The following is a 15950-nucleotide window of genomic DNA, read 5'->3' on the forward strand; positions in this document are numbered from 1 at the left end:
ATTTCAACTAACTTGTCCATGGCCTGTTCCTCCCCGGAGTCGTTTTAGGCTTTCACCAAAACTTTGCTCCTGGAACAGGCCTCTCGTCAATTTCTTATCCAGAATTCAGGTAATGTTAAGAATCCGGTTAATATCAACTTTTATGTCAGTTTACTGATTGTTTTTTTCTTGGGCTTTTAAATATGACACCCGGTTAGTTGCTCTATTGATGTAATCGTTGATAGCCGGGCTTATATTGACACCACCGAATTTAGCCCAAAGAAGCGTATGTGACATAAAAATATCCGCTAAGGTAAAACTATTACCTGCAATCCACTCAAAACCCTCATCAAATTTCAGCTGGTTGATTACTTTCTCGGATTCTTTTTTAAAATAATTAACTAATTCTAAAGAGCGTTTTTCTTCGGGGATAAAAATCAGTTGTTTTAGTAAATTCCAGATTGGAGATTCTAAGTCTGTAAGTGCAAAACTAAGCCAGGAATTGATGATTGCTTTTTCTTTTAAATCAGTCGAATAAAAGCTTTTTTTGGGATATTTCTCGCATAAATAAAGACATATCGCTGATGTTTCTTCTATTGATATATCGCCATCAATCATAAAAGGGACTTTTCCTCGAGAGTGAGGAGATGTAATACTGGGGTTATCATTAAGTAAATCAACTCTGATCGTATCGTAGGACGATACACCAAGTTCTTCTAATACCCATAAAACTCTTAATGAACGGCTTTTAGGAAAAGTATATATTTTCATGTGAGCTCCTTAATCGGATAGGTAAAAATAGCGTATACATTCTGAAATTGAGATACAAATAAGACTTATTTATAACAGATAGTGGTAACAGATTTGCGGGATATATTTAGGTTAGGACGAATATAATGAAAAGAATAGGTGCTTTATTTTTTATGGTTGTCTCTTTCCCTTTGATGGCGAGCGAAACCTTAAACGTAATCAAACCAACCGTATTAGTTGAGTTGAAAGAAGGGAGTGAACAATATCTGAGTGTATGTAACGTACTAAAAAAGAAGTGTGAACGTGAAGCCAAAATTTGGAAAGTGAGAGGAAGAGAGGATATATTTTATTTCACAAACCACTCACTTGAATTTATCAAGATTCAAAAAGTAGATGGCGCTTACATTCAGGATGGATTATGGGATTTTGGTGGCTACAAACATAGTTATGAGAGGGCTGATCCTGATGAGGAATTGAGTAATAACGGTGTTTATATATATCCAGCATTATACCCATTGAGTAAGACTAAGCAGGCTGTCGCCCTGGTTTCGAATTGGGAGGTAGGATATTCTGGTGGTGGTCGTGAAGAAGAATTTGCTGATTTTGTGATGCTTAATAACGATGGTTCATATGAAGCGGCATTTAAAAATATTCACTTTTCATCAATGGAAATGATCAGGGCATGTTTTTCTGAAGAGGATTATGCAAGAAATTTGCATTGTCATGATGGAGGATGGAGTATTTTGAATCTGAAATTTATCGATGATGGTAAAGAATATTATTCCTATAAATTCATAAAAAAATCATATGATTGGCCTTCATTTACAGATAAATCAGCAATCAAGGTTAAGATAAGTGAAAGTATAGAATACCCATTCCAGCAATAAATTATTTTTCGGTCTTAATTAGCCAATAAAAGTGACCAATTAATTAGCAATCATCATGTGTACTGTAAAAATGTTTTCATTTAAGCTTTGAGCTTCTTTCTGGGATTTGGCCTTTCAGCGCCATCATACAATGTCTTCCTGTTGCTGAGGTGTATATGTATACCATTGCTATAGTGATCTTTGATGAATTTACCGATATTGACTACTTCCTTATGCGTGACATTTTTGGTCGGGAAAAACAGAACTGGCAGGTTAAAGTACTGGGAACCAAACCAGAGCATGTATCAACTCTAGGGCAAGCAGTAAAAACGGATGGGCCAGTGGCATTGGCGAACGATGCAGACGTTGTCGTTTTCAGTAGTGGTTATAAAGGAGTTCCTGCGGCATTGGCCAATTCAGATTTTATGGATGCATTACAACTCAACCCACAAAAACAACTAATAGGTTCGATTTGTTCGGGGGCATTTATCTTGCATAAATTGGGGTTACTGGATGGATTAAAAGTTACCACGCATCCTGATGCCATGGGTCGTTTTAGAGAAATGGGCATTGAACCGGAAAATACGCCGATTGTTATTCAAGGTAATATCGCTACCGCAGGAGGCTGTTTATCAGCAATGTATTTGACGGGATGGGTTGCCCAGCGTTTATTCGATGATGAAAAACGCCGTAATATTCACCGTCAGTTAATACCAGCCGGGCAGGAAGTACAGTTTGAAACATTGATCGCCCAGACGTTGGCTGATGCTTACGTGTAAAAAGTACGATACATGACTTTCTGTTTAACGGTATTTACTGCTTCACTATCCTCAATAACGTCTCTTGTTGGGATATATCAATGCCCCTTTCGTAGAAAGGGGATTTTCACTATTACTATTGTTCATTTTTTGATCTCTCAGGGTTTAATTCCCCGTCGCTTGCGACGAACAAATAAGAATTGAACGATGCGAAGCGGGTGATTTCATATCTAAATACCCCGCTGCTTGCGGCGGGGATGTTTATTTTTGCATCTAATACAAATGTGTGTTGAGTTTTTTTCTTAAATGACTCGTCATTGCGGTTGCCAGCAATCCCCCGGAACATAGATAACTATGTTCCGGGGGAATGAGCGCAGCTAATGAAGAAGCAACCTGAAAGGTGAAGTGTATATCCTACTAGGAAATGACATTATTTAAGCAGAGTCTGTGCCTTCAAGGGCATACATTTGTTGTTCCAGCCCGCTTGCAATGAGTTTGAGGTCATTGCCGACCGCAATGAAACGAAACCCCTGACTGGCATAACGGTGAGCTAACTCGACACTGTTTGCGAATATACCCGGTGTTTTGCCATGTTTACGACAGGCTTCAAGTACACACTCGAATGCTTGTTCCATCTCAGGGCTTTCTACCTGTCCGGCCTGCCCCAGATCACAGGCTAAATCGCCACTTCCGATGAATAACACATCGATGCCATCAACAGCTGCGATCTCATCGGCGGCAGCCACTGCTCTGGCTGATTCGATTTGAACGATAGTAAGTAGTGAATCATTGGCTTCTGCAAAGTAGTCTGGCAGGCGTGAAAAATAACCCGAGCAGCGTATGGGGTTGACCCCCCGTTTTCCTTTAGGCGGATAATAAACGCTGTCGGCGACCATTTTAGCCTCAGCGGCGGATTCCACCTTAGGCACCATCAATCCCATAGCTCCCGAATCCAGCGCTGCCTCTATCTGCTGGCGGTCATTACGTGCCACCCGAGCCATACCTGTGGAGCGAGATCCGTTCATCGCTTGTAACATTTGGATCAGATCGTGTCTGTCAGCCGGTGATGCTTCCATATCGACTAATAACCAGTCGGGGCCACGTACTGCACAACATTCTGCGATTAAAGAACTCGCTGAAACTAAAAACAGACCGAAACAGGTGAGGTTTTTCCCCAGCCGGTTCTTGCAGCGATTGTGTGCAGACAGCAGGGGATGGACTTCACTATCAGATCGCATATTAAACCTCCTTTTGAATAACACCGGCAAGATAACGGATTTCAGCTAACACAGAAGTTGGCAGTGATAACGTTATTGTATTTTTTGCCCCATTATGGCGGGTGAAATAACCTTCACCGGGCATACGTGCCGGAGCTTCCGGGCGGCCTGAGTCACGACAATAGTTCATGATAGCTTCCGCCTCGCTCCGGATCGTATCAATGCCCCCCGGCATTCTGGATGGATCGATAACCAAAAACAGGCCACCGTTGCCGGGTGCACCCGGTCTGGCTACATGTCCGGCACCCGCAAGTGCACCGCAGAATAATTCCATTGCTACGGCCAGCCCATATCCTTTGTGTCCGGCAAGGTTGCCTCCCAGTGGCTGTATCGTTGCCCGGGGTGGGATGTCGTAGAGACTGGCAGGATCGAGTATGTCATTTTTTTCACCATCTACCAGACAGCCGGGTGGCACTGATTTTTCCTCTTGGACGTGACGCCGGATAAAGCCTTCCGAGACAGTTGAAGTGCTCATATCTAATACAAAAGGATCAGCTGTGTGGGCTGGGAAGGCGAGCAACAGCGGGTTAGTACATAATCTCGCCAGATGACCGCCAGTTGGAGCAACCCGTGCTCCATTTCCCTGATAGTTACTGAATCCTATAACAGCAAGGGGATGGTCATTGAAGCCCGCCAGAGAGCGCCCGATAGCCGCCAGTCTGCCTAGGTGATGGGCATCACGCAGGCAGGCGATAGCGATTCCATGCTCCAGAGCCAGTTTTTGCAATACGAGTATTAACTCTTGCCGCACCAAGACACCAAAGGCTCGACAGCCGTCTACAATGGCAATGTTAGGCATGGTCAGCGATACAGCCGGAATAGCCGCAGGATTAAGTACGCCAGACTGAATATCGCCAATATAGTCCGCTAGCCTTAATACACCGTGGGAGGGGTAGCCTGTTAATTCATTTTCTAGCAGGTCATCCATCACCAGAGCTGCAACCTCCGCCGGTGTATTGGCCTTGATCAATGCAGTCTGGCCAAGCTCACGCAATTCCTGAACTGCGATTTTAGTCTTCATGAGTTGACCGTCGTTTGGTTACTGGTGCCGATATCGCTGAGAGCCGAAACACATAGCCGGAACTTACCGGTGGGGGAATCGGGCATTCTGTCCAGTTGTTCAAATTCTATGTGAAACGGATACCCAGCGTGATGGTGGATGCGTTCTACTATTTCGTCACAACGCTGTCGGGAAATGCCTGTAGGCACCATTAGCCGGATTCGCAAGCTCTCCAGACTATCCTGTACCACCTGAAACCACTCAATTTCCTCAAACCGCATGATCAAGAAAGAGAACAGATAAGCATCGATATAAGCACCGTCCGGCGTCAGTATCAAATCCTGCTGTCGTCCCGCAACATGGCTCATGCGCGGAAGCCCAAGCCCGGAGGTACAGTTGCCTGCCATCGGTGAGGCAAGATCACTGGTTTCGTAGCGAATCAGCGGCATGGCAAAGTTATTCAGCGTTGTCAGTACGACCCGGCCAGTCTCACCCGGTTGGCAGGCACTGCCATCATCGCGCAGGAATTCTTCCGCCACATTTTCCACTTGAATCAGCATGCCATCGTGATGAGGGCTTTCGTGGGAGACAATATTCGTCTCGCGTGAACCGTACTTATCGTAAACTTCGCAGCGGAATACCCGTTGCAGCCGTTCACGAATGATTGGAGGAAGTGGTTCTGATGTCCCTTGTATTGCGCGCAATGCAGGTACACGTATCGATTCACGCTCCATTTGACGGGCAATCAAGTGCATTGCGTTGGTGTAAGTACTGATCAGTACCGGATTAAAACTGGCGAGATTCCGGGTAAACTCCCCGATTAATTCAGGGGATAATCTAAAAGTGTTAAATTCACGTCGGTTGCTCAGGAGGTTCTTCAGTCGATCGGAAACGCTTTTTAGGCTCCAATAGATGGAGGAGCCCCACAGCAAAGCAAATGGCTCACCAACTTTCCAGCCGGAGCACCACTGATAGGTTCTAAGCTGGTGGGCACGCATCCATAGCCGGAAATTAGCATCCTGAACGAAACAGGCTCGTTTGCCTGTAGAGCCGCTGCTATAGTTAGTTTGCAGCGTGGCATGGTCAGCCCGTGTCGAAATCAATTCAGCCTGATGCTGGGTTAATTCCTGTCTGGTCAACAACGGTAATTTGGCGAGATCTGACAGGCTGTTAAAATCATCGGGTCTTAAACCGCGCTCGTTAAAAACTCGGGTATAGTAGGGAACGCTTTCATAAGCGTGTGTCAGTAATGTGTGCAATTTTTCCATTTGCAGTTTTCGGCATTCCCGCAGTGACAGATATTGAGTTTCTTCCAGCCACTGCAATCGTTTTGCAACCTCGCCTTTACCCTGCATCTTTTCGCTTGCCCAGTATAGCTTGTTGGCCAGACTCGTATTTAGCTTCATAGTTTCTTTCTCTGCATATACACTTCGTCTTTCAAGTTGCCTCTTTGTTGGCTGCACTCGCTCACCTCGGTCACATAGTTATCTATGTTCCCAAGGATTTACTCCCTTGCCGCCGCGATGCATCTTGAAATCCATTGTGTATAGCGTAATAGCGATTAAGCAAATTTTTGATGGATGCGTCGAAAGTAAGCCAATCATTTTCCTGCAATACGCGGTGTGCTAACGTCCAATAGTCATTTTCAAATGTTCCGTTGAACCATGACGCGAGCAAGGCTGAATGGCTGAACGAGCAGCTGGTGTCAGTAATGTTCTGATTGGCATCCCAGTCGTAAAACAGTACTGGCCCTACAGAGGTCAGGTGCTGATTCAACTCTCGCAGTAATGCTTCGGGTACCAGTTTTTCCAGTATGAAAAGATAAGTTGGCAGGTAGATTAAAAATCGGGCGCTAAGCAAGTCCAACAGACGATCACCATAGACGAACAGGCTGTCTGCGTAGCAATAATCTTTTAATTGCCGACGTTCATGATCGTCAGGTCGTTTACTTGGCTGGCCGAGGAACTGGTTAAAATCGGTGATACCATCGACAAGTTTTACTCCCTGCCATACGGATTCTACGGACCGGGCCAGTCGTTTAGGCTGCCCCGGTACAGGAATGGAGGGTGATGGCCAGACATGGAAAGGATTAAAACTCTCAAACACCCGCATGTTAACGGGCGCTCCTTTGAAACTGTCTACCATCATATAGTTCGACGTATCATCCAGCATGGTATTAAGTGCCTCCTGTCTGGAGGCAAAAATAGCCCGGTAGGGCACAGTCTGAGAACTCAAACGATACCTCCATGACTAAGATGTATCACCCGGCGTTCACCTTCGCGGATGTAAATATGCTGGTTATCACTATGCTCTTCCAGAATCCATTGTGGACGCGGCTGTTTGTATTTATTTTCGCGTCCCCAGTCTTGTAGCCGGATCCCCAGACGGCGCGCTTCAGCTTTCAGGTAGTCTGGCAGGACAGAGAAGGGAACAACCACAAAGCTCACACCCGCTTTGGCATACAAAGCCAGTTCGTCCAGACGGGGGAGATCGCTTAGGTAAACCGCTAAACCGTTTTCAATACTATTGTTACTATCGCTCAATTTTGCCAGCAGTGAAGTAGCGACATCCCAGCTCTCTCCCATCCAGTCAGCTACAATTTCGCGGTTGTCTTTGACTACACAGGCAACATAGCAGTCAGGGTGTTCCTCTGCCTGTTGTTGCAGTGGTAACAACCAATCGCCATGAGTATGGAAACTCCACTGGTAATTCAGATCCTCTTTTTCCAGCATCATTGTTGCCATGTTGTATTGTGTCAGTGGTGCTTCAATCTCATCGCGTTCTACCTGGAATCCCTGCTTGCGTAAAAACGCCAAACGTTCCTGATTATTGGACATTAATAAGATATTACGTATGCCGAGGAAGTGCAGGATAGCTGTTACCGCTTCATATGAGCGACTATCCAGAGGTGCATGGAAACGCTTATAAATTTCATCAGTATCCAGATTTTCATTCTGCCGGTAGTCATAAATGCGGAAGTGTTTTTCGATGCCCAAACCACGGGCATCCTGATCGATGCCATAGATCACCACTCCACCTTTATTCCGGGCAATACGCCGGAATGCTTCGTCAAGCTGAAAGCCACAATCGCATTGTTGGGAGTGCATGACGTGACCGAAGAAGCAAGCTGATTCGATCCGTAACGGCACGGCTGGCATGGAGTTAAGGTCTCCCAGCGTAGCGCAGGCCCAGCGTTTACCCTGACATTCAAAGTAATGAAGCTGAAAATAATTGACGCTTTCGTCAATTTTCAGTGGAAGAGAAACCGGGCCGACTATATTTTCCAGTATCGTGTTTTCTGGTTGCTCGTTATGGCTGTATGTCATGATCTTCTCCTTAAAGTGGTGGGGATAGGCAACGTTATATCCGGCGTGACAATAATGCCCGCGCCCAGGTTGGCCTTCCTGACAGAATGCAGGGGTGTGGTTCGGGAGCCGCAGTAAAACTGCATAGTTCGCCCATTTTCCAGGATGCCACTTTATCTGTGTGGGCTCTGGTGGGGCAGATCGGAGCTATGACGCACTGACGTGCTGATAATGCCTGACATGCTTCAGCCTCCGAGGAGGCAAATGAGATTTGATTTCGAGCCTGATGAATAATGGTGTAATTTACATCGTTTTCCACATCGGTAATGGCGTGAGTGACTTGTTTAGTTAGCCAGTCCGCAGAGCTATTTCCCGGTTGGTCTAACTCCAGCTCTTTATCAGTGCGTAGCAAACGGATGCGAGGAGAGTCGTTTGCGTTCCGGCGACCGAAAAATAGTAGCAAAAGAGGGACACCGCGATCTCGCCAGTGTTTTTGTGCTGCTGTCAGCGCCTTACTTTCCTCACAGTAACGCAGTACAGGGCGAAGTCCGGCAGCTTGCAGCATACTAGCTAATTCCTGCATGCGTTCTTTTTCATCATCGTGCCGGCTACGTACCAAAATAACCACTTGTGTGGGAGCAAGCCGGGGATGAACAGTCAGTGAACCATTGGCTCTGGCTGACAGATAAAGCTGGGCGTATAGCACCCTGCGACTGATAAAGCCATCCAACTGCCAGGCATGTTGCCTTTGTTCCCCTTTACCAAAGCCGATATCGTAACGACGAGACAGTTCCTGCCCCTGAAAATATAGCGCTGACGTTTGCACGCATTCACCACTGGGAAGGGGAGTATCGCTGCCTATAGCCCATTGATACAATTCTGAACGGTTGCCCCACGGAGGGCGTACGCCCACTATTTGTGGTAGAGGTAAGGAAGCAGACAGAGCAATCAGGGAGTTATCTATACGTTGCAAATCGAGTAATGCGGCCTCTGGAGTCCGATGGCAGCAGTGAAATTCGAATATGTCAGCTGCTTCAAGTGCACTGAATACCCCTTTACCACTGCGATCTGCCGAACTGAGAGGACGGAAATAGCGAGCTCGCTGGAACATACGGATTGGCATCACGTCTGGCGTATTGATCATTTTTTTCCAATGACTGGCAATGACCTGCTCACCCGTCGGAATTAATATACCGCGCTCACGCTGGCTCTGGGTGTCTATGGTGGTCGCAACTCTCAACAGATTACGCTCTATATCAAGTAAATCAGCCATAGGTTCAAAACAGCTTTCTGCCACAACATGCGGATAGGCGTACTCGTCCAGCTCTATGGCCTCATAAGCCGTTCTTATCCTTGTGGCGATGATTTCGCTCAATGCCACTCCCCAGGGAAGTAGAACGGTTGCACCTGGGATGGGGACGACACCGAGATCACAAATGCCAGCCTGCTTGAGCGAACGGGAGAATTCCCCCATTGTCAGCGCAGCCAGCGTAGAATTTGTCGTTGTTTGAGACGAACATACAGGCCAAGGCAGCTGGCTGATAACAGGTTTCGGGCCATGGGTCAGCCAGTCTGGTAATGTTGGCAGTATGCCGCCCAGCGAATCTGCTCTTACCTGTGGATTAGGTGAACCGATATAGACATCAGGCTTCATGCTTATTTTATTCCGTTCCGAATTCGTTTATCTGGCGGGTGCGATAGCGGTTTTCTCCCGCTAAAGAAATACCGTCTACCCAAGTTCGATTAATCATCGGGTGCGCTTCATGGGTGGGGCCGAAGTCAGAATCAGGGTGATAGACCACGATTCGCAGCGGGGTATCATCGGTATGGAAGCTGTGAATTTCGTCTGTTGGCAGTAAGAATATTCCTCCGGCTATCAGGTCGGTTTTCGACTTTTCAGTCAGACAGTAGCCTGCTCCCTCAATGACGATCCCGATCCGAACCGAAGGATGGGTATGGGCTGTTTGATTCAGTCTTGGTGGAACATACAGGTAGTTTAGACAGGGATCTCCCTTAAGTGGTGGTGATATGAGAAGGCTATCAGAACAGCCATCTATGTATTTCAGCCGTCCCAGTCGTTCCACTGGGCCACCAAATGACAGGAAGCCTTTGTAGCCATTTCTGATACAAATTAAACCGATAAAGGGAGAAAGCTCCGCAGGTCCGGGAATGGAAAAGTACATCCCCTCGCGTAGTCGTTGTGAAGTACCATCGATGGAGACAGTTAAATCTCCCTGATGAACGAATCCATAAGCAGTACTATTTTCTTCGACGTGGATAGTATGTTGACCGCCAGAGATATGCAGAGTTGATGAATAATTTACGTCCAGATCGTACCGCGATAGCGGCTGCATGATATCGAATATTTCCATAGCAAATTCCTTTAGACTAAGATTTAAAATGTAAATCAGGTTTAATCGGACTAGCATTGTTAACATTTCGAAAGATGCTTTTTAATACAGCTCAGTGCGATAAATCGTCAATATTATTTATGCATCACTATCCTTTGTTTTTTATTAAATACGCCCCTGTCTTATTTAATGTTCGGATAAATTCACCACATATGAATAACACTTGCTCATCAAATAAATAACGAACATTTCACCTCCCTTAAAAAATGAGAAATTACTTTGGATTCAATCTTCAGATTATTTTTAGGTATGGTTCTCAGGAATGATTTCGGGCATTACTTTGATTTTGGCTTATGAATATTACTTTGGTAGGTGTTTTTTTGTTTTTGAACAAGTGATTGTGGAATTTTTATGCGAAGCGTATCGAAAAAAATGCGACTTATCCTGTTTACGCTGGCATAGCGGCAGCTAACTCCCTATAATCCGCCAAACATAGCATGAAAGAATGCTATTTTTCCCACTTTATTTTTTCTTTCTAACCAGGTTATTTTTAGTATGGCTGATGAAGCACATAAGTGTACAATCGTAGGCATTGCAGGTGCCTCCGCTTCGGGCAAAAGCCTTATTGCCAACACACTTTATCGAGAATTACGGGCTCAGGTTGGCGATCATAATATCGGTGTTATCCCAGAAGATTGCTATTATAAAGACCAAACTAACACCCCGATGGAAGAACGCATTAAAGTCAATTATGACCACCCAAGTTCAATGGATCACGATTTACTGTTCGAGCATATTCAGGCATTGAAAGCCGGTAACTCCATTGAATTGCCTCAATATGACTACGCTGAACACACACGAAAATCAAAATCCATCCACTTCGAACCAAAGCGCGTTATTATCCTTGAAGGTATTCTATTATTAACGGATAAGCGTTTGCGTCAGGAACTGGACTTCTCTATTTTTGTTGATACACCACTGGATATTTGCCTGATGCGTCGCATTAAGCGTGACGTAAATGAGCGTGGGCGCTCGTTGGATTCTGTAATGGAACAGTATAAGAAAACTGTCCGTCCGATGTTCCTGCAATTCATCGAGCCATCAAAACAATATGCGGATATTATTGTTCCCCGTGGTGGTAAAAACCGTGTGGCTATTGACATACTGAAAGCTAAAATTGGCCAATTTTGCGAATAACCTGTTGAACAGGTATTCATAAGAATCATCGTATTTTGAGAGGAAGTAATGCGACTCTGTGACCGTGACATTATTAAATGGCTTGATGAAGGTAAACTGGTAATTACCCCACGTCCTCCCGTCGAACGTATTAATGGGGCAACTGCGGATGTTCGCCTTGGGAATCAGTTTCGCGTTTTTCGTGGTCATACCGCTGCTTATATTGACTTGAGCGGTCCTAAGGCTGAAGTCAATGCTGCGCTTGATCGTGTCATGAGCGATGAAATCATTTTACCGGATGGGGAAGCTTTTTTTCTGCATCCCGGTGAATTGGCACTGGCAGTCACACTGGAATCTGTCACATTGCCTGCTAATCTTGTTGGGTGGCTGGATGGTCGCTCATCTTTGGCCCGTCTTGGGCTGATGGTGCATGTTACGGCTCATCGGATCGATCCGGGCTGGCATGGTCAAATTGTTTTGGAATTCTATAACTCAGGAAAACTGCCATTAGCTCTGCGCCCTGGAATGGTCATTGGGGCTTTAAGCTTTGAACCGCTTTCAGGTGATGCTGAACGTCCTTATAACCGACGTCAGGATGCCAAATATAAAAATCAGAAAGGAGCTGTAGGGAGCCGAATCAGCGAGGACTAATCTTTTCTGATGCAGATATCTAGTAAAATATACCTAATGAATTTCGAGTTGCATCGCGGCGGCAAGGGAGAGAATCCCCAGAAGCATAGATAACTATGTGACTGGGGTGAACGAGCGCAAGCCAACAAAGAGGCAGCTTGAAAGACGAAGGGTATAGTCATTTGGTGAAAATAATCATCTTGTGGACATGAGACTGGGGAAGTCATGAAAAGATTGTTGACGACACTCATTATTTTGTTAGTGGTAGTTGTTGCAGGTCTTACGGCATTAGTCATGTTGATTAATCCGAACGATTTTCGTAACTACATAGTAAAACAAGTACAAAAAAAGAGTGGCTACCAGCTCGTGTTACAGGATGATCTGCGTTGGCATGTCTGGCCAAAATTAAGTATTTTGACCGGACAGGTATCACTGACTGCTCCCGGCGCAAAAAAGCCTGCAATTGTGGCAGAAAATATGCGTCTGGATGTTGAATTATTGCCCCTGTTATCCCACCAGCTGGCGGTGAAGGAAGTTATGCTCAAAGGGGCTGTTTTCCGCCATACACCTGATAGCCAGCCACAACAAAAGCCTGAAGCGCCTATTGCACCGGAAAGTGATATTCATTATCCGGTAGAGGGTAATGGTCACAGCTGGAAATTGGATATTGACAGGATCAAAGTAGAAGATAGTTTGCTAATTTGGCAAACCAACTCCCATTCGCAGTTAAACATACGGGATATTAACCTGCTGATGAAGCGTCAGGATCAGCATCATATTAATCTTGAGCTTAATAGTAAGATTAATAAAAATCAGCAGGAATTTGCTTTTGAACTTGATGCTGACATTAATATTGCTGATTATCCACAGTATGTAACAGGCGATATGAATTCGTTTAAATATCAGCTCACAGGCGTTGGTTTACCCTCAGAAGGTATTACTGGGGAGGGTTCTGCCACTGTACGATATGATGCTTTGTCTTCGTTTATTTCGTTACAAAAAATTGCGCTTAAGATAAATGAGAGCGAATTAGCTGGTGGTGTGGATATTAATCTGAAAGATAAACCAGACTATTCCATCAATTTATCTTCACCAAAATTAAATTTAGATAACCTGCTGGGATGGGATAAATTAGCAAAGAATAGTTTTCAGGAAAAAATTGATTACCGGATGGAAAATAACTCGGTAAAGCCAGTGATTGCAAAATCAGTTACACCTTTATCCAATTATGATCTCAGTTTCCTGAAAGGATTTAATGCTCACCTGTTATTTAAGGCAAATAAATTTATTTATCAGGGGATGGATATTGATAACTTTGTTTTCAAGGCTGTCAATAACGAAGGAATGGCAAATATCTTGAGGCTGAGTGGTAATGCATTTGGGGGATATTTTGAGCTTCCTGCAACGGTTGATGCAACGGTCAATCCGGCTAAACTGCATGCGAAACCCTTATTACAAGATATTGACTTACAGTCTTTGCTGAAAGCATTAGATTTACCGTCAGTATTCAGTGGACAGTTAGCGCTGGACGGAGATCTTTTGGGGGAAGGGTATGATGAATATGCCGTCGCTCATTATTGGCAGGGAGACCTGAACGTTAATCTAAAAAATGCGCGTTTAGATGGGTTGAATATTCCAATGTTGATTCAACAATCTTTTTCACGAGTAACCGATCAGGTTAAACAGCCCACGAATACGCAGAGCTTTACTGGCGCACAAAATTTGTCAGTAAAGGCACAACTGACGCAAGGCGAAATCAAAATTAACGGCCTTTCTGCAAATTCTGAGCATTCAAAGATTGAAGGGCAGGGCAAAGCAAACTTACTGAAACAAAATGTTGATGTTGCATTGCTGGTGCAGTTAACCGGTGGCTGGGGGCAACAAAATGAGTTAGTCAGCCATTTAGAAAAATTAAAAGTACCATTGCGGATTTATGGTGATTGGAACAATTTGCAATATGCTCTGAATGTTGAACCCATCTTGCATGATGAATTACAACAAAAAGTTAAACAATCTATAAAGAACTGGTTTGATAATATTGATAGCAGTAAGAATAAGAAAAAAGCCGCAGAAAAATAGATAATTTGAGCATCATCAGGTGATTAATTTGCCAATCACCTGATGAATAATAAAGCGGGTATTTTTACTCCCTGCTACTGTTAATATCCGGTTACTTCATAATAAAACTCAGGAGTCCAGCCTAATTCTGGTGTGGTAACTGATATGGTTAAAGTATCCTGAGATAATCCTACTCCATCCGAATTACTTCTTTGGGTTCTAACATCAGCCAGATGGCTTGGGCCTTGGCTATCGAAATTATTACAGGCGATACTGGCGTGACACGAAATAATGCCATTGGGCAGGCTGACCGGTAACCGGATTTTGTAATAATTGGTATAGTATGTTACTCCACCGACAATCGATGTGTTTTCTTGCTTAATTGGTACACTAGCTATCGCTACGCCGCTTATTTGAGTAATTTTCCCAAGGTTAATGATCGTAGCATCTTGTCCGATTAGTTGAGATTCAATTTTTGAACCAATCAAATCACCTAAACCTATATTTTTTACGAACGCGTTTTTGTCCGGAATATCGGCACCATTCTCATCTTTTGCCAGTCGGCCATTAGCGTTTTTAGTGACTTTATCTAGGCGGGAATCGATCTCGTTTTTATTATAAGTGCCTACATCTAATGCGGTGAGGGTAATATCTGTTAGTAATGCCTTATTGTTCACTGTACGAGTCAGTGGGACTTTACCATTGACATTATTATTAGCATCATTTGCTAGTTTTCTGACGGTATTAATTTGTTGATCAATTTCTCCTTTAGCATAGGTATCTACATCAGATGCGTTCAGCATAATGTCTGTCAATAATGCTTTATTATTTATCGTACGGAACACTGGTACTTTGCTATCGGCATTATTGTTGGCAGCATTGGCTAGTTCTTTGACGCCATCAATAAGCTGATCGGTTTCTTCCTTATCGTAAGCATTTACATCAGATGCTATTAATTTGACATCATTGACTAATTCTTTTCCGTTTATCCGACGGGTTAACGGGACTTTACTTTCCGCATCGCGGATGGCGCTGGTGGCGTTTTGGTTGGCGGTATCTGCCAGTTTCATTGCCTGTACGACATCCTGCTGAATGGGCGCAATCAGCGCATCGGTTTCAGTCCTGTTGTAGGCATCCACGTCCGCTGCGATCAGGCGGATATCATTGACCAGCTCTTTATCATTAATTTTACGGGTTAACGGGACTTTACTTTCCGCATCGCGGATGGCACTGGTGGCGTTTTGATTGGCAGTATCTGCCAGTTTCATTGCCTGCACGACGTCCTGCTGGATGGGCGCAATCATCGCATCGGTTTCAGTCCTATTGTAGGCATCCACATCCGCCGCGTTTAGATTGATATCATTGACCAGCTCTTTATGGTTGATCTTACGGCTTAACGGAACTTTGTTTTCCGCATCCTTGATGGCAGTATCCGCCTGTCTCATTGCCTGCACGACGTCCTGCTGAATGGGCGCAATCAGTGCATCGGTCTCGGCCTTGTTGTAGGCATCCACGTCCGCTGCGCTCAGGCGGATATCATTGACCAGCTCTTTATCATTAATTTTACGGGTTAACGGGACTTTACTTTCCGCATTGTTGATGGCGCTGGTGGCGTTTTGGTTGGCGGTATCTGCCAGTTTCATTGCCTGCGCGACGTCCTGCTGGATGGGCGAAATCAGGGCATCGATCTCAGTCTTGTTGTAGGCATCCACGTCCGCTGCGATCAGGCGGATATCATTGACCAGCTCTTTATCATTAATTTTACGGGTTAACGGGACTTTGCTTTCTGCACTGTTGATG

13 protein-coding genes and 1 pseudogene are annotated in these 15950 nt (G+C 44.8%); 5 read left to right on the forward strand and 9 right to left on the reverse strand.

The window, feature by feature from the left end; genetic code table 11:
• Positions 1-150: 150 nt before the first annotated feature.
• Positions 151-750 carry a glutathione S-transferase family protein gene (locus AACX38_RS20025; protein ID WP_099121224.1) on the reverse strand — a complete coding sequence of 200 codons (600 nt, stop codon included), beginning with the start codon at positions 748-750 and terminating at the stop codon, positions 151-153.
• A gap of 125 nt (positions 751-875) precedes the next feature.
• Here AACX38_RS20025 and AACX38_RS20030 point away from each other — a divergent pair, with 125 nt between their 5' ends.
• Both AACX38_RS20030 and AACX38_RS20035 read left to right on the forward strand, forming a co-directional pair.
• A complete protein-coding gene (locus tag AACX38_RS20030) occupies positions 876-1616 on the forward strand; it encodes a hypothetical protein (RefSeq protein ID WP_228865334.1) in 741 nt (246 codons plus the stop codon).
• Between the two features lie 155 nt (positions 1617-1771).
• A complete protein-coding gene (locus tag AACX38_RS20035; RefSeq protein WP_228865335.1) occupies positions 1772-2374 on the forward strand; it encodes a DJ-1/PfpI family protein in 603 nt (200 codons plus the stop codon).
• Between the two features lie 413 nt (positions 2375-2787).
• On the opposite strand, the gene AACX38_RS20040 is transcribed toward AACX38_RS20035, so the two are convergent.
• From AACX38_RS20040 to AACX38_RS20070, 7 genes are all read right to left on the reverse strand, one after another.
• A complete protein-coding gene (locus AACX38_RS20040; protein ID WP_228865336.1) occupies positions 2788-3591 on the reverse strand; it encodes an HpcH/HpaI aldolase family protein in 804 nt (267 codons plus the stop codon).
• 1 nt (position 3592) lies between these two features.
• Positions 3593-4651 (reverse strand): Ldh family oxidoreductase, encoded by a 1059-nt coding sequence (locus AACX38_RS20045; protein WP_228865337.1) that lies wholly within the window; start codon positions 4649-4651, stop codon positions 3593-3595.
• Positions 4648-6036, reverse strand: coding sequence for a phenylacetate--CoA ligase family protein (locus tag AACX38_RS20050; protein ID WP_228865338.1), 1389 nt, complete (start codon positions 6034-6036; stop codon positions 4648-4650). The genes AACX38_RS20045 and AACX38_RS20050 overlap by 4 nt, the downstream gene beginning before the upstream one ends.
• An 82-nt stretch (positions 6037-6118) precedes the next feature.
• Complete coding sequence (locus AACX38_RS20055; RefSeq protein ID WP_228865339.1) at positions 6119-6865, reverse strand: DUF6939 family protein; 747 nt, start codon at positions 6863-6865, stop codon at positions 6119-6121.
• Positions 6862-7956 (reverse strand): hypothetical protein, encoded by a 1095-nt coding sequence (locus tag AACX38_RS20060; RefSeq protein ID WP_228865341.1) that lies wholly within the window; start codon positions 7954-7956, stop codon positions 6862-6864. Before AACX38_RS20060 ends, AACX38_RS20055 begins: the two co-directional genes overlap by 4 nt.
• 34 nt (positions 7957-7990) lie before the next feature.
• Positions 7991-9589 carry a hypothetical protein gene (locus tag AACX38_RS20065; RefSeq protein WP_228865342.1) on the reverse strand — a complete coding sequence of 533 codons (1599 nt, stop codon included), beginning with the start codon at positions 9587-9589 and terminating at the stop codon, positions 7991-7993.
• 7 nt (positions 9590-9596) lie between these two features.
• A complete protein-coding gene (locus AACX38_RS20070) occupies positions 9597-10307 on the reverse strand; it encodes an AraC family ligand binding domain-containing protein (protein WP_228865344.1) in 711 nt (236 codons plus the stop codon).
• Between the two features lie 534 nt (positions 10308-10841).
• Here AACX38_RS20070 and udk point away from each other — a divergent pair.
• The 3 genes from udk (at position 10842) to asmA (ending at position 14171) form a co-directional block, all read left to right on the forward strand.
• Entirely contained in the window at positions 10842-11483 is a 642-nt protein-coding gene (gene udk, locus AACX38_RS20075; RefSeq protein ID WP_099121234.1) for a uridine kinase, read from the forward strand.
• Between the two features lie 48 nt (positions 11484-11531).
• The gene (gene dcd, locus AACX38_RS20080) at positions 11532-12113 is read left to right on the forward strand and encodes a dCTP deaminase (protein WP_099121235.1); all 582 of its coding nucleotides are present in this window, start codon (positions 11532-11534) and stop codon (positions 12111-12113) included.
• Between the two features lie 204 nt (positions 12114-12317).
• Positions 12318-14171: an outer membrane assembly protein AsmA gene (asmA, locus tag AACX38_RS20085; RefSeq protein ID WP_228865345.1), complete on the forward strand. Its 1854-nt coding sequence runs from the start codon at positions 12318-12320 to the stop codon at positions 14169-14171.
• An 80-nt stretch (positions 14172-14251) separates the two neighbouring features.
• Here asmA and AACX38_RS20090 read toward each other — a convergent pair.
• Positions 14252-15950 (reverse strand): annotated as a pseudogene (locus AACX38_RS20090) (hypothetical protein); the annotation flags it as partial.

Origin of the sequence: Xenorhabdus sp. PB30.3 (assembly GCF_963895965.1) — a bacterium.
GTDB lineage: Bacteria > Pseudomonadota > Gammaproteobacteria > Enterobacterales > Enterobacteriaceae > Xenorhabdus > Xenorhabdus stockiae.

Coding starts and splice junctions, on each gene's coding strand:
- AACX38_RS20065 (WP_228865342.1), bottom strand. CDS start 9,589: ATGAAGCCTGATGTCTATATCGGTTCACCTAATCCACAGGTAAGAGCA.
- AACX38_RS20050 (WP_228865338.1), bottom strand. CDS start 6,036: ATGAAGCTAAATACGAGTCTGGCCAACAAGCTATACTGGGCAAGCGAA.
- AACX38_RS20040 (WP_228865336.1), bottom strand. CDS start 3,591: ATGCGATCTGATAGTGAAGTCCATCCCCTGCTGTCTGCACACAATCGC.
- AACX38_RS20035 (WP_228865335.1), top strand. CDS start 1,772: ATGTATACCATTGCTATAGTGATCTTTGATGAATTTACCGATATTGAC.
- AACX38_RS20060 (WP_228865341.1), bottom strand. CDS start 7,956: ATGACATACAGCCATAACGAGCAACCAGAAAACACGATACTGGAAAAT.
- asmA (WP_228865345.1), top strand. CDS start 12,318: ATGAAAAGATTGTTGACGACACTCATTATTTTGTTAGTGGTAGTTGTT.
- AACX38_RS20045 (WP_228865337.1), bottom strand. CDS start 4,651: ATGAAGACTAAAATCGCAGTTCAGGAATTGCGTGAGCTTGGCCAGACT.
- dcd (WP_099121235.1), top strand. CDS start 11,532: ATGCGACTCTGTGACCGTGACATTATTAAATGGCTTGATGAAGGTAAA.
- AACX38_RS20070 (WP_228865344.1), bottom strand. CDS start 10,307: ATGGAAATATTCGATATCATGCAGCCGCTATCGCGGTACGATCTGGAC.
- AACX38_RS20030 (WP_228865334.1), top strand. CDS start 876: ATGAAAAGAATAGGTGCTTTATTTTTTATGGTTGTCTCTTTCCCTTTG.
- AACX38_RS20025 (WP_099121224.1), bottom strand. CDS start 750: ATGAAAATATATACTTTTCCTAAAAGCCGTTCATTAAGAGTTTTATGG.
- udk (WP_099121234.1), top strand. CDS start 10,842: ATGGCTGATGAAGCACATAAGTGTACAATCGTAGGCATTGCAGGTGCC.